The organism is Nitrospinota bacterium, from assembly GCA_009873635.1.
GTDB lineage: Bacteria > Nitrospinota > Nitrospinia > Nitrospinales > VA-1 > LS-NOB.
Window position 1 is genome coordinate 124094 of the sequence record WAHY01000003.1, and the last position, 13083, is coordinate 137176.

Here is a 13083-nt window from a genome sequence, read left to right on the forward strand (position 1 = left end):
ATACTCATACACCTATTTTTTCTTTTAACAATTTGTTGGCCATCCCAGGGTTGGCTTTTCCTTTGCTTGCTTTCATGATTTGTCCAACAAGAAATCCGAGTACTTTCTCTTTGCCGCCACGGAGTTCTTCGACCTGGCTGGGATTGGCTTCAATAACCTCGTCCACAATTTTTTCTATGGCTGAACTGTCGGTGATTTGCTTTAGTCCTTTTTCCTCTACAATACGGTCGGCAGGTTTTTGTGTCTGATACATTTCTTCAAAAACCCCTTTAGCGATATTACCGCTGATTGTCGCCGAATCAATCAGTTTTAGCAGCTCAACAAGCGCAGAAGGAGAGACCGGGCTTTCTTCAATGTTCCTGTTATCTTTTTTTAATTCCCTCAGCAAGTCCCCCATTATCCAGTTGCTGATAATTTTAGCTTTGGAAAACTGGGTAGCGCATTGTTCAAAATAATCTGCCAGAAATTTTGATGAAGTTAAAACTCCTGCGTCATATTCAGGGATTCCGTAGTCGTTAACAAAACGCTCCCTTTTCTGTTCGGGCAACTCGGGAATTGTCTTGCGAATTTCTTCAATCCATGCCTCACTGATTTCAATAGGAACCAGATCAGGATCAGGAAAATAACGATAATCGTGGGCTTCTTCTTTGCTTCTCATTGAGAAGGTTTCCCCCTTGTCAGAGTCATAAAGCCTGGTCTCCTGTTTAACACTTTCACCCTGATCCAGAATCCTGGTTTGTCGATCAACCTCATATTCGATAGCCTTTTGAACAAATTTAAATGAGTTCAGGTTTTTTAATTCGGTGCGTGTTCCAAACTCTTTTTGTCCGACAGGGCGAATAGAAACGTTGGCATCACATCGCAAGCTACCTTCTTCCATATTACAATCGCTGACCTCCGTATACTCCAGAATTGCTTTCAGCTCTGTCAAGTATGCGCGGGCTTCTTCTGGTGAACGTATGTCAGGTTCGCTGACTATTTCGCAAAGAGGGACTCCGGTGCGGTTGAAGTCGACGTAACTTTTTCCCGGGCTCCCCAGGTTTTCCCCATGAATCAGCTTGCCAGCATCTTCTTCCATATGAATACGTGTCAAACCTATTCTTTTTTGCTTGCCATCTACATTGATATTGATGAATCCGCTTGTTCCCAAAGGGTGAGCCATTTGCGAAATCTGATATCCCTTGGGCAGATCGGGATAAAAGTAGTTTTTTCTCGCAAAACGGTTCATCGGTTCTATGGCGCAATGGGTGGCAAGGCAAGCTTTCATGGCCGAGTCAAGAAATTGTTTGTTTAAAACGGGGAGCACTCCTGGCATACCGAGACATATGGGGCAGGTATTTGCGTTAGGAGGGCTTCCAAATTCAGTGGAGCAGGAACAGAATATTTTTGTTTTGGTTTTAATCTGGACGTGAACTTCCAGTCCAATGACAGTTTCGTACTTCATCTAGTAATAGTTACCTTAGTGTTTTGCAGGGTTGAAGTCTGTTGAAGTTTTTCGGTGGCTATGATTTTAATCACCTGTGGAGGTTTCGTCAAGCACTGTCCTTGATGGGCAGAAAACTTCTGCTGGCATCTTTTTATATCTTTAAATTGCGGGTAAACGACTTTTGGGCTCAATGGGTATAGCTATCTGCCTGCACGGCTAGTGGGCGGTGAATCCACCGTCTACAGGAAGTACCGCCCCCGTGATGAAAGATGACTCATCGCTGGCCAGGAACAGGCAGGCGTTTGCCACATCCTCAGATTTTCCAAACCGGCCAATAGGGTAGTCCTTACTCCATTCTTCCATCAGTTCTTTGTCTTTCATCAGTTCTGAGGTCATTTCAGTTTCTATTAATCCAGGGCAAATGGAGTTAGAGCGAATGCCATAATTTCCGTATTCAACAGCAATAGAACGGCTGAGTTGATTTAAGGCACCCTTTGAAACATTATAAGCCGCTACCTGCGGCACAGCTATGATCCCCAGAATAGAACTTATGTGGATAATACTTCCGCCATTTTGCTCCATCATTACAGGTAGCACCTTGCGTGTAAGTTGAAACACTCCCTTTATATTGACATTCATCATTTCGTCATAATCTTCATCAGAGATGTCGTGCAGGGGAGACCCTTTAAAAAGACCTGCGTTATTGACTAGAACATCAATACGTTGAAAAGTTTTTTTAGTTTCCTGGACGAGCCGGTCCAGGTCGTTGCTCAGAGTCATATCCCCCTCAACAGTCAGGACTCCAGAGCCAAGTTCTTGAGCTGTTTCTTCCAGTTTATGTTTTCTTCGGCCAAATAAAACCACATTAGCGCCTTCCTTGTGGAAAACTCTTGCAGAGGCTTGACCTATTCCTGACCCACCTCCGGTGATAATGGCTGTTTTATTTGCAAGTCTCATTTCATTCCCTAATGGTTAAAAATGGAATTTAAGGTATGTATAATTAGGTCTATAATGTTATTTTTATCATCATAGTTCAAGTTTTGAAATCTTTTCCAGTTGAATTAGTCACAGGCGGGAATTAGTCATGAAATACGCATACTATGGATTTGGGGCATTTATAGGGTTTGTTTGTGGTACCGGCATCAATCTTATTTTTTACTGGTTAGACCAGTCTGGGGTAAAGTTTGCCCACTACCTGATCACGAATTTTGGTTTTTTTGGAAAATACCTGCTTGAATTAATCAATGCGCTTCCCGTTATTGGTGCGGCATTAGGAATTATTTTAGTCAAACTCCTTTTTGAAAGGGAACTGAGTGAAGATACTGAGCAATAACCCTAAAAGATACTTTTTGGCTTAGCTACCCTGTGAATATTTTCCTCTCAAGGAAAATCAGCTTGTATTGCTCTATCCGGTTGTGGTCTGGATTAGGCCTTCAACTACATGGAATTAATGGTAGAATACAACTAAAATAATTTTTATTCAGGATTGATAATGAGTAAAAAGTTTAACGAGAATATTCTAAAAGCCTTGGAAGCTTCGCATGAGGCTGTGAAAATTTGCAAACAGGCAATGATTGATGCCAATGATGAAAGTTGCCGAGCCATGTATTCAGCGATCCAAAAGGATTGTGAAAGGCATGTGGAAATGTTGAAAGGAGAAATAGAACTTCATAAAGTTCAAAAAAAATGGGATGGTTAAATGCGTATATTGATTGTAGAAGATGAAAAAAAGGTTTCAGGTTTTATTAAAAAAGGACTTGAAGAAGAAACATACGCTGTAGATATAGCCTCCGATGGAGAAGAAGGGCTGCTCCTTGGTGAGCAGAATCAGTATGACCTGATAATTCTGGATCTCATGCTCCCCAAAATTGGTGGCCTGGAAGTATTATCTACCCTTAGGTCCAGAAAAATAGAGACTCCAATCTTACTCCTTACGGCTAAAGACTCAGTAGAAGACAAAGTAACCGGACTCAACCAGGGGGCTGATGATTATTTGACCAAGCCTTTTGCTTTTTCGGAGCTTTTGGCGAGAATCCGGGTTTTACTTCGAAGGGGTAAAGCAGAAGTCCAGACCACGTTGAAGATTGCAGACTTGACCTTGGACCTTGTTAGCCACAAAGTGAAACGCGAAAACCAGGAAATTGAACTTACGGGAAAAGAATACAGTTTGCTGGAATATTTTTTGCGGAACCAGGGCAAGGTTTTAACGAGAACGATGATCGCAGAGCACGTCTGGGATTATAATTTTGATACCTTTACCAACGTAATAGATGTTTACGTCAACCATTTAAGAAAAAAAATAGATAAAAACTACTCCCGAAAGCTTTTGCATACCCTCCGGGGCGTTGGATACATCATGAAAGAATAGCCATGCCTTTCAAATCCATTCGGTCCAGGTTGACCGCCTGGTATATCATATTGCTGGGCACCATCCTCATCCTATTCAGCATTTTTCTTAACTATTTTCTCTCTAAACGTTTATATGAAAGTGTCGATAACTCCTTGACGGTTTCAGCAACTGTAGTTGCTACCTCGGCGGTGATGAAATTCAACCGGTCGCCATTACCTGGACTGGATCAGTTTTTTGAGCAGTTTATGGGAGCCGGAAACCTCAACAAATTTTATAGAATCTATGATGGTTCCGGAAACGTTGGATCCCGTTCTGCTAATATTGATGCGTCCAAGTTTCCATTATCTCAAAAAGCCTATGCCGATGCCCTTAAAGGAAAAAACTCCTATGAAACATTTTTAGTGGATGGAAAGCATCCCATTCGGGTTATTACGATGCCGATTCTAAGGGAAAAGAAACTGGTCAACCTTGTTCAAGTGGGTACTTCCCTGGAAGCGGTCCGGGAAACTCTGAGCAACTTGAGAATATTCCTGTTCACAGCGGTTCCTGCGGTTCTTCTGCTGGCTACATTGTTTGCCAGGTTTCTTGCTCGACGGGCTTTGAAACCGATCTCCAAAATCATACAAACGGCACGGGATATTGGTCAGGGGCAAGAGTTAAGTAAACGCATCCCGGTTTTTAGAGTCAAGGATGAATTGGGCCAGTTGGCCCTGACCTTTAATGAAATGATGGACAGGCTGGAAAAGTCATTTGCCTTGATGCGTCAATTCAGCAGTGATGCCTCGCATGAATTGAGGACACCGCTGACCGTGTTAAAAGGTCAAAACGAACTGATATTGAGTAAACAACGCGATCCCAAGGAGTATCAGGAAGTCATCATCAGTAATCTTGAAGAGATAAATTATATGTCCAAGGTGTTGGAAGATTTGTTTGTGCTTTCAAGGTCCGATGAAAACCAGATTCAACTGAATTGCAAGCCGATGGATTTGAGGGATTTGGTTGAGGAAGTATGCAGACACGCTGAAGTGTTGGCTGAAGATAAAAATATCACCATCATCATCGCTTTTCTGGAGTCGGTAGAAATTAATGGGGATGAGGTGCGGCTGCGGCAAATGATCTGGAACATTATGCAGAATGGAATTAAATACACACAAGCAGGTGGCGAACTGAAAGTTACTTTGCTTGAGGAAACAGGATTTGCTCTTTTATCCATTCAGGACACCGGCATTGGTATCCCGGAAAAAGATCTGCCGTCTATTTTTGAGAGGTTCTACCGGGTAGATAAAGCCCGGTCACGGGATGAGGGAGGGAGTGGATTGGGACTCAGTATCTGTAAACACATCGCTGAGGCTCATAAAGGCGGTATCGAAGTAGAAAGCAAACCTGGAGTGGGTACCCGATTCAAAATTCGAATTCCTGTTGCCAGTGAGGCTTATAAGTAGCTGGAACCAAGAGTGATTGGTAGTGTCAACCTTGTTAAGCCGAGAGAAACATTTCTCACAAAAATAGAGCCATTGCAATTTGGCCGCACGCCTGGTGCGCGGAGAACCTCCACTGGCATCTTTTAATATCTTTATATTGCAGATAAACGACTTTTTGGTTCAATGAGTCATGGCTATCTGCCTACACGGCTAGTGTATTTGAGTGATGACGTTTTTGACCTGAGTGTAATTTTCCAGGGCATGGATTCCCATTTCCCTGCCAAAGCCACTTTGTTTGTAACCTCCGAAAGGTGCCGCGGCATCAAATATATTGTGGCAGTTCACCCAAACCGTTCCAGCTTTGAGTCCTTTCGCGACCCTGTGCGCCTTGTTAATGTCTTTGGTCCATACACTTGCCGCCAGTCCGTAAATCGTGTCGTTACCGCGGGCAATTACTGAATCAAGATCTTCAAATGGTGCGGCGACCACAACAGGGCCGAAAATTTCTTCCGCCACGATTTTCATATCTGAGTTCACATTGTCAAAAACAGTGGGTTCAACATAACACCCCGACTCCATTCCGTTACCCGGCTTGTTGCCGCCTGCGCGGGTTTTGGCCCCTTGCTGTTCTCCTGAGCGAATATAATTCATGACTCGCTCCTGTTGTTCACGGGAAACCAGAGGCCCCATCTCAGTATCCGAGCACATCCCAGGCCCAACTTTGATTTCTTTGGCAATATCTGCAACATGCCCGATCAGTTCTTCATATACATTTTCATGGACCATGAGACGCGAACCCGCTGCGCAACATTGTCCGTGGTTGAAAAAAATGGCACCCGCAACTCCCTGTGCGGCAAGCTCCAGGTCAGCATCGGGGAAGACAATGCTGGGTGATTTTCCTCCCAGTTCCAGTGAAACACGTTTTAAATTACCGGCAGAAGATTTGACGATTTCATGACCCACTTCCGTGCTACCCGTAAAGGCAATCTTATCGACATCATCATGACGAGCCAGAGCCTCTCCGGCATCGCCAAATCCGGAAACGATGTTTACCACACCTTCCGGGAAACCCGCTTCCCCAAACAGGTCAGCAAGATACAAAGCCGATAAGGGTGTTTGTTCCGCAGGTTTCAAAACAACGCAATTACCTGCCGCAAGAGAGACACCCAGTTTCCAGGCGGCCATGAGTAGAGGGAAATTCCATGGAATGACCTGGCCCACCACACCCATTGGCTCGCGCAAAGTGAAATCGAGAAACTCAGCACCCGGAGCATAGGGGACAGAGATGTCAATGGTTTCACCATGAATCTTAGTTGCCATACCTGCGTAGTAGCGGAAATGGTCGACAGTAAGAGGCACATCGGCAGCACGCGCTATGGCAAGGGGTTTTCCATTATCCAGAGTTTCCAGTTGCGCAAACTCTTCGGTTCGTTGTTCGATCAAGTCGGCCAGCTTCCATATCAGCTTGCCTCTTTCCGAAACAGACATTTTTCTCCAGGGACCGTTTTCAAATGCCTTTCGAGCAGCTTTTACAGCGCGGTCAATATCTTCTTTTTCACCCTTGGGCACACGTGTCAGGACGCTGTTGTCGGAAGGGTCCAGAACCTCAAAAGTTTCTCCACCTGCCGAATCGACTTGTTTACCATCTATTAATAGTTTTTGGGGTGAGTTTAGAAATTCTTTTACCGCAGAAAGCGGTTCGGTTGCGGTGGTCATGGCTATCTCCGTCAGACTTAAGGTTCAAAAATCAATTGGGGCTCGTCTCATTGATTAAATTTTATTTTTCCCAATTATTATATTGATTTGGAGAGGAAATAAAGCTTTTTTTGGGGTAGAAGCGATGAGGACAATCGTTATGATATGAATTTTCTCGCAAATAAAAGTGTGGGGTAGGGTTATTTAATCCAAACAAGGGGCCTGTAAACCCAGGCCTTGTCTCCTGCGGCATCTTCGATGTGTACCCAGTTGTTCTTGATTTTAAGGACTTTCATGGAAAAATATTTATCAACAGGTGCCCATTTCACTTTGGGGTGATCGGTGCCGGGTCCTTTTCTAAGGTTGGTTTGATTGTTTTTGATGACCGCGCACTTATACTTTTGTGTGGTGAGGGGACCATGGACCCAATAGACGTCGCCGTCCAAGTCCTGCACCTGTTTCCAGTCACCTTTGGTTTTTAAAAGTTTAAAAGGCATATACTGGAATACCTGCCAGAGCTTTTCATGCTTCGTGCCTGGACCTTTTCTCAAATTAGCTTTTTCATTTTTGATGCACAGGGCCGATGCGGAGACTTCTCCAAGAAGTGATAAAATTATGGTAAATATAAAAATTGATGCGGGAGTTTTAACCATGGCAACTTGTCGAGAGAGATTTGCTTAAGAAGTAATGAGTCTGCTGCAAAAAATTTCAATATGTCAGGCGTTATTGATGGATCAGGATGATTTTGCTTTCTCCATCTTTCTTAAGCATAACAAATTATCTGGCCTGCATCCGGTTTTTCTTTTTTTCAACTTCAGGGAAAGGTTATAAATTCAATTGCTGCAAATATTAACATCTATTCAATTATTTTTGATTGTCTCGGTCATTGTTTACCTGACGGCGAACATGATCTATCTGGTTCGTCTGGAACCTGTTACCGGTAAACTGGATGATCCGCCAATGGTTTCTGTTTGCGTTCCCGCGAGGGATGAAGAGAGGGGAATAGCAGCCTGCCTGGAATCTCTTTTAGCGCAGGACTATCCCCGTTTTGAAGTGATTGCGGTGAATGACCATTCCAGCGATCGAACCGGCGAGTTGATTCGTGAGCTGGCGGAAAAAGACTCTCGTCTGATCGCGTTGGATGGGAAGGATTTGCCTCAGGGCTGGCTGGGAAAACCCTTTGCCCTTCATCAGGCCTTTCAAAAGTCAAAAGGAGATATATTGTTGTTCACCGACGCGGACCCTGTTTTTAAACCGCATGCTTTAAGCACAGCCATTTCTACGATGAGAGAAAAAGGGTTGGATGCCTTGACCCTGATGCCCCAGGCGGAGTTTGGTTCGTTTTGGGAAAGGGCGGTGCAACCCGTCATCTTCGGTTTCATAGCATCTTTGACACGGTTCCGGAAAGTAAACAGTACGGACCATAAAAGCGCTATGGGATTCGGCGCGTTCCTGATGTTCACTCGTTCTGCTTATGAAACCATCGGTGGGCATGAAGGTGGAAAAGCGGATGTGCTGGAAGATGTGTTGATCGCAAAACGTCTTAAAAAAGCCGGACTGAAACTTCTGGTGGCTGATGCCAAACGCCTCTTTTCGATCCGCATGTATTACGGGTTCCGCGAAATCTGGAGCGGCTGGAGAAAGAACATGTTTCTGGCCATGAAGCGGTCTGTCTTGCGTGCGTTCTATTATGTTTCCATGGTACAGATGTTTGTCATTACGCCTTACCTGGTTTTATTATGGAACCTGGTAGAAGGAACAGGTCTTGTTTGGATTGGACTCTCCCTGTTCGGCGTGAGCATGGTTTCCGCGGCGAAGATTAAAACCTGTGACGAGATGGGACTGAATCGATTGAATGCCTGCCTGTTTCCGATAGGAGCTGTGGTGATGGCCGCCATCATGCTGAACTCGATGGTTCAGACTCTATTTTTCTCCCGCACCGAGTGGCGGGGCAGGGTTTATTCGGTGGAATAATTCAACGCTTATCGATATCTTACCTGCTATGGATAACACCCCGCGATTATTTATCAAGGCAGGCCTGATCTATGCAGTGGTGGGTGCTGTGCCTGGCATCACCATGGCCATAGACCCATCACTTTCTTATCCGTTACGGTTTATCCACATTCATTTAAACCTGCTTGGATTCATGGCGATGATGGTGTCTGGTGTGGCCTATCATGTGCTTCCACGTTTCAGCGCGCGAACCCTGCCCTGGCCCGCTGGAATGAAATATCAGTTTATTCTGCAAAATACCGGTCTGCTCGGTATGGTGGTCATGCAGGGGTTTGCGGACTGGCGCGATGGAGGAATAGCCCAGGCGATGTTCATCTTATTTGCTGTCCTCGCGGGGATATCATTTCTAATCATGTTTTATAACCTGTATTTTGTTCTCTCACCCGCAAATGAAGAACCACGCCCGACAAAAATTACCGGGGATATGAAAGTGGGAACCGTGATAGACCAGTTCCCAAAAGCACTGGATGTTTTTCTTGCGAGCGGATTTCAGGCTTTTGCGAACCCGACAGTTCGGCAGACCTTTGCCAAAGTTATCACCATAGACAAGGCCTGCGAAAAACACGGGGTTGATGTTGGGGAATTTCTGGAAAAACTCAATCAACAAATATTCAGTGAAGACGCATCATCCCACCCGGAGGGAACTCAGACTGCCGGAAAGGAAGTTGAACGGGGGAAAATATGTGAAGCCGATACACGGGTTGGCAGTTTGATCGTGACTTATCCCACAACTAAAAAAGTGTTCGAGGCGCATTATGGGGAAGGGTGCTTTTCCTGTCCCGGTCAGGTTTATGAAACGGTGGAACAGACAGCCAGCATGCATAATGTGGACCTTGAACTGATCCTGTCTGAAATCAATCGAGAAATAGAGAACGAGTTAAACGCTTCCTGAACCACTCGCCGTGGGGGCAGTGAACAACCTTTTACTTCCTTTCCCCTCAAGAGAAAGGAGGCAAATAGTTCCTTCTCATCAGGAGTGATTAGTCGGCTATCGGCTGCGAGTTCAATCGATCGCTGCAACACATTAGTATCAATTTGAATCTATTTCATCTAATGCCTTTGTTTATTCAATCCAATTCAAATTCCCACATTAAATAACCGACAACTCGATAATCGTCAGTTGTTGAGGTAGCTCCAATTGGGATGGCTACACCAATTTCCCATTCTCTGGATAATTTATTGATAATTCCCGGTGTAATAAATATTTCGTTAGTGTTCCCATTATCCCACTCGTTATTGCTTCCATTGATTTCCAAGGTTAATCTCCATGAGTCAATGGGATAAAAACCTCCTACGTTCCAGGAAATACTATTGGTTACAGGGGTGGAGCCAGCAGGAACACTTCTGATCCTGTCAGCCCAGATAAAACCAAGTTCAACAAAAACCTGACTTTGATTTTGTTCAGGAAAATCTCGAGCCAGTACAACAAAGGGTTGTACTTCTAATAAACCTTCCGTCAATCCGTTTTCTACTGGTCCAACAGGCAATTCAAATAAATTCCCAAAAGAAAAATGTGTATTCCCGTCACCCAGGCCCATCCAGCTGTATTGAGCGCCAACCTCAATATTTCCAGGTCCTGAAACAGTGGGGCTATTATTTGGGTTTTTAGACAATAACCCATCCCATTCAAAGATGATTTGAAATGCATCTGTAATTCCATATTCAACTTCGAACAAAGTTCTTACATTTTTGGAACTATCACTTTTTCTAAAGGATGGGAATAGAGTGAATTGAATTTCGTCCTCTTCTTGCGGATAGACTAAATTCGACTGAAACATCTCCTGAATGGGCTGAGGAACTGTCCCTGAGTTTTCCGAATCGGCAAATGCTGTCGAAGAAACTATTTGTGACAAAATAATTGAAGCTATATATACAAAGAAAGGCGATCGAAACACAGTAAGAATAGATATGAGTTTTTGGTTTTATAATTTAAATTTTCGAAAGGTGATAATATCGAGCTACAAGCGATTTTACAAGTAGGGGGTATTTAAGGGTTATACCTTTTTAATTTTGATCCAAATTCTTATTAAACCCTATTAGCGAACAAATCCACCTAGCTAATATTGGACTTTTGACTGAAAATTTTTTGGGTTACACGGAAAAGTTTTCTGGTGAAAGCAAAAAAATAAGCTATCAGGGGAAAAAATATAATATGTTGAGCAAACAAGTTCCATTAAAATTAGAATTTACTACTGTTGGTATTGCTAGTGTCGGGAGAGAGTTGGTCCGACTTGTACCACCAAATCCCCATCAGGAATATTTTGAAGATGTTGTCCAGTATTTCAAATCAATGGGAGTAGAACTCAAGGAACAATAAAAATTGTCATGAACGAGTCAAGTCGCTACTTGACTACACCTGTCCCGTCTCTCGTTTTTAATTCCCCCTCACCTTCATATTGGTTGAATCATTCATTTATATTTATCACCACTTTATTTTCTTTGCGTGCGGACTCCAGGGCTTGTTGGGTGTCGTTCAACGACCGGGTGGAAGTGATGAGCGCCCTGAGTTTTTCGTGATGGGTTTCCAATATCTCCAATGCGGGTTTGAACGGACCGCATCGCGAACCTTGCAGTCGCACTTCATCGACCACGAGTTTTGTGATGTCGAGTCCACTTGCTGGCAGTCCGCAGGTGGTTTTGCAACACACCGTCCCACGCGGGCGCACCAGCGTTAAAGCCTGGGTGATGCCATCGGGATTTCCGGTTGTGTCGATTACAATATCCGCTCCTAAGTTTTCAGTGAGAGACCTGATTTTTTCCTCGGCCTTTTGCGGCACGCAAACCCATTTGGCTCCATAGTCCAGTGCCCGTTTCTGTTTGCTTTGACTGCGCGATACGGCGAGAACATTGAGACCTTTTAATGCCGCAACAAAGGTGACGAGGATGCCGAGTCTGCCCGGACCCAACACGACAATGGTTTCTTCTCCGGTGACGGGTGACATGACAAACGCCTGTAATGCGGCAGCGAGTGGCTCGGTGAGAGTGGCGGTTAAAGGGTCGATCGAGTCAGGAATTTCGTGGAGGGTTCCTACGGCGACTGTTACTTCTTCGGCAAAGGCTCCGTTGTGCTGGATGATTCCCGTAACCGTTCGTTCAAGGCAATGGGATGAAAGGTTTTTAGCGCAAGCGGAGCAAAGGGGTTTGCGATTATAAGCGACGCAAGTGTTGTTGATTTCGGCTGTGACGGTTTTGCCGATCCATTTAGCATCCACGTCCTCACCGACCTGTTTAACGATGCCGGTGAACTCGTGTCCGCAGACATGGGGCAAGGGTACAGGGTAATCTCCCTGAAAAAGTGCCAGATCGGTGCCGCAGACTCCAGCGTGTTTGACCTGAATGACCACTTCTCCTTGTTGTGGCTTCAGGGAGTGGCTGTCCTGAATACCGATTTTACCGGGTGCGATGAGTTGAGCAATACGTGGCATAGAAGGGGCTTTGAAAACTGCAAACCAGCTTTATCACTTTTTGTTTTTTTCTTTCCACAGAATCAGCCAGTGTTGCAGGAGTTTGATGGGTTGTGTGCCGCGAAATTTCCGCCGTTTGATTTTTGGGGTCATGTCGTGCTGGAGTTTTGCGATGACGGTCGCGCCAACGGCTTCTTCCACCACCACCCCACGCTGGGCGTGTTCAAGCTTTTTTGAATCGCAGACACCTCGAAACGCCACCACCATACGGCAGTCAAGGGGGCGGTCTTCATAGACTTCGCAGGCACCTTCTTCATTTAAGAAAGGGCAGGGCTGGTTGATGACCAGCCTGTGCCAGTCTACCTGATCCAGGTTTTTGTTTGATTTAAGAACCTCGTCCACTTTTTTGATGGTTCTTTGTGAACGCTCAATAACAGCGTTGAGATCAACGCCGTTTTCTTCGGCATTTTTCAGGATCCCGTCCCACTCCAATTGGGTGCAGGATACGCCAGTATGGCAGCAATGGGCGCACCCACGGTGACATTGCAGAGGTGGAATGCCTTCACTATAAACTTTCTTGAGATGTTTCCAGAATACCCTGAGAGGTGAGGTTTTTGTCTCGCGGGCTTCACCTTCAGAAGCCTCAACCAGATATTCGTAGGCTTGCTGGATTTGTTGTTCAGAAAACTTGTGCTTTAGGAATCCGCCCAGTTCATCGGTACTGGTCATACCGTAAATGAACATTCCATTTCGATCTGTATTGAGAGACATGGA

General features: G+C 44.8%; 14 protein-coding genes. 7 read left to right on the plus strand and 7 right to left on the minus strand.

The genetic code is table 11. From position 1 onward, the window contains the following. Positions 1-4: 4 nt before the first annotated feature. Both gatB and F3741_03275 read right to left on the minus strand, forming a co-directional pair. Complete coding sequence (gatB, locus tag F3741_03270; GenBank protein ID MZG29820.1) at positions 5-1444, minus strand: Asp-tRNA(Asn)/Glu-tRNA(Gln) amidotransferase subunit GatB; 1440 nt, start codon at positions 1442-1444, stop codon at positions 5-7. A 198-nt stretch (positions 1445-1642) separates the two neighbouring features. Next, positions 1643-2383 carry an SDR family oxidoreductase gene (locus F3741_03275; GenBank protein ID MZG29821.1) on the minus strand — a complete coding sequence of 247 codons (741 nt, stop codon included), beginning with the start codon at positions 2381-2383 and terminating at the stop codon, positions 1643-1645. A gap of 127 nt (positions 2384-2510) precedes the next feature. On the opposite strand from F3741_03275, the gene F3741_03280 reads away from it, so the two are divergent. The 4 genes from F3741_03280 to F3741_03295 all read left to right on the plus strand — a co-directional run bounded on the left by F3741_03280 (position 2511) and on the right by F3741_03295 (position 5218). Further along, positions 2511-2759: a hypothetical protein gene (locus F3741_03280; protein ID MZG29822.1), complete on the plus strand. Its 249-nt coding sequence runs from the start codon at positions 2511-2513 to the stop codon at positions 2757-2759. Positions 2760-2918: 159 nt separating this feature from the next. Beyond that, entirely contained in the window at positions 2919-3125 is a 207-nt protein-coding gene (locus F3741_03285; GenBank protein ID MZG29823.1) for a hypothetical protein, read from the plus strand. After that, entirely contained in the window at positions 3126-3794 is a 669-nt protein-coding gene (locus F3741_03290) for a response regulator (GenBank protein ID MZG29824.1), read from the plus strand. A gap of 2 nt (positions 3795-3796) precedes the next feature. Next, positions 3797-5218 carry a heavy metal sensor histidine kinase gene (locus F3741_03295; protein ID MZG29825.1) on the plus strand — a complete coding sequence of 474 codons (1422 nt, stop codon included), beginning with the start codon at positions 3797-3799 and terminating at the stop codon, positions 5216-5218. A gap of 189 nt (positions 5219-5407) precedes the next feature. Here the strand turns inward: F3741_03295 and F3741_03300 are convergent, their stop codons facing one another. Together F3741_03300 and F3741_03305 are read right to left on the minus strand one after the other, a co-directional pair. Further along, the gene (locus tag F3741_03300) at positions 5408-6913 is read right to left on the minus strand and encodes an aldehyde dehydrogenase family protein (protein MZG29826.1); all 1506 of its coding nucleotides are present in this window, start codon (positions 6911-6913) and stop codon (positions 5408-5410) included. A gap of 179 nt (positions 6914-7092) precedes the next feature. After that, positions 7093-7545, minus strand: a complete 453-nt coding sequence (locus F3741_03305; GenBank protein ID MZG29827.1) for a hypothetical protein — start codon at positions 7543-7545, stop codon at positions 7093-7095. A gap of 187 nt (positions 7546-7732) precedes the next feature. On the opposite strand from F3741_03305, the gene F3741_03310 reads away from it, so the two are divergent. Beyond that, complete coding sequence (locus tag F3741_03310) at positions 7733-8866, plus strand: glycosyltransferase (protein MZG29828.1); 1134 nt, start codon at positions 7733-7735, stop codon at positions 8864-8866. Between the two features lie 28 nt (positions 8867-8894). Beyond that, positions 8895-9797, plus strand: coding sequence for a DUF1858 domain-containing protein (locus F3741_03315; GenBank protein ID MZG29829.1), 903 nt, complete (start codon positions 8895-8897; stop codon positions 9795-9797). A gap of 175 nt (positions 9798-9972) precedes the next feature. Here the strand turns inward: F3741_03315 and F3741_03320 are convergent, their stop codons facing one another. After that, positions 9973-10758: a hypothetical protein gene (locus F3741_03320; protein ID MZG29830.1), complete on the minus strand. Its 786-nt coding sequence runs from the start codon at positions 10756-10758 to the stop codon at positions 9973-9975. Positions 10759-10940: 182 nt separating this feature from the next. On the opposite strand from F3741_03320, the gene F3741_03325 reads away from it, so the two are divergent. Continuing rightward, a complete protein-coding gene (locus F3741_03325) occupies positions 10941-11222 on the plus strand; it encodes a DUF2806 domain-containing protein (GenBank protein MZG29831.1) in 282 nt (93 codons plus the stop codon). 88 nt (positions 11223-11310) lie between these two features. On the opposite strand, the gene F3741_03330 is transcribed toward F3741_03325, so the two are convergent. Next, complete coding sequence (locus F3741_03330; GenBank protein MZG29832.1) at positions 11311-12330, minus strand: alcohol dehydrogenase catalytic domain-containing protein; 1020 nt, start codon at positions 12328-12330, stop codon at positions 11311-11313. A gap of 33 nt (positions 12331-12363) precedes the next feature. After that, positions 12364-13080, minus strand: a complete 717-nt coding sequence (locus tag F3741_03335) for a YkgJ family cysteine cluster protein (protein MZG29833.1) — start codon at positions 13078-13080, stop codon at positions 12364-12366. Positions 13081-13083 lie beyond the last annotated feature (3 nt).

Coding starts and splice junctions, on each gene's coding strand:
- F3741_03290 (MZG29824.1), top strand. CDS start 3,126: ATGCGTATATTGATTGTAGAAGATGAAAAAAAGGTTTCAGGTTTTATT.
- F3741_03315 (MZG29829.1), top strand. CDS start 8,895: ATGGATAACACCCCGCGATTATTTATCAAGGCAGGCCTGATCTATGCA.
- F3741_03280 (MZG29822.1), top strand. CDS start 2,511: ATGAAATACGCATACTATGGATTTGGGGCATTTATAGGGTTTGTTTGT.
- F3741_03275 (MZG29821.1), bottom strand. CDS start 2,383: ATGAGACTTGCAAATAAAACAGCCATTATCACCGGAGGTGGGTCAGGA.
- F3741_03305 (MZG29827.1), bottom strand. CDS start 7,545: ATGGTTAAAACTCCCGCATCAATTTTTATATTTACCATAATTTTATCA.
- gatB (MZG29820.1), bottom strand. CDS start 1,444: ATGAAGTACGAAACTGTCATTGGACTGGAAGTTCACGTCCAGATTAAA.
- F3741_03295 (MZG29825.1), top strand. CDS start 3,797: ATGCCTTTCAAATCCATTCGGTCCAGGTTGACCGCCTGGTATATCATA.
- F3741_03285 (MZG29823.1), top strand. CDS start 2,919: ATGAGTAAAAAGTTTAACGAGAATATTCTAAAAGCCTTGGAAGCTTCG.
- F3741_03330 (MZG29832.1), bottom strand. CDS start 12,330: ATGCCACGTATTGCTCAACTCATCGCACCCGGTAAAATCGGTATTCAG.
- F3741_03300 (MZG29826.1), bottom strand. CDS start 6,913: ATGACCACCGCAACCGAACCGCTTTCTGCGGTAAAAGAATTTCTAAAC.
- F3741_03335 (MZG29833.1), bottom strand. CDS start 13,080: ATGTCTCTCAATACAGATCGAAATGGAATGTTCATTTACGGTATGACC.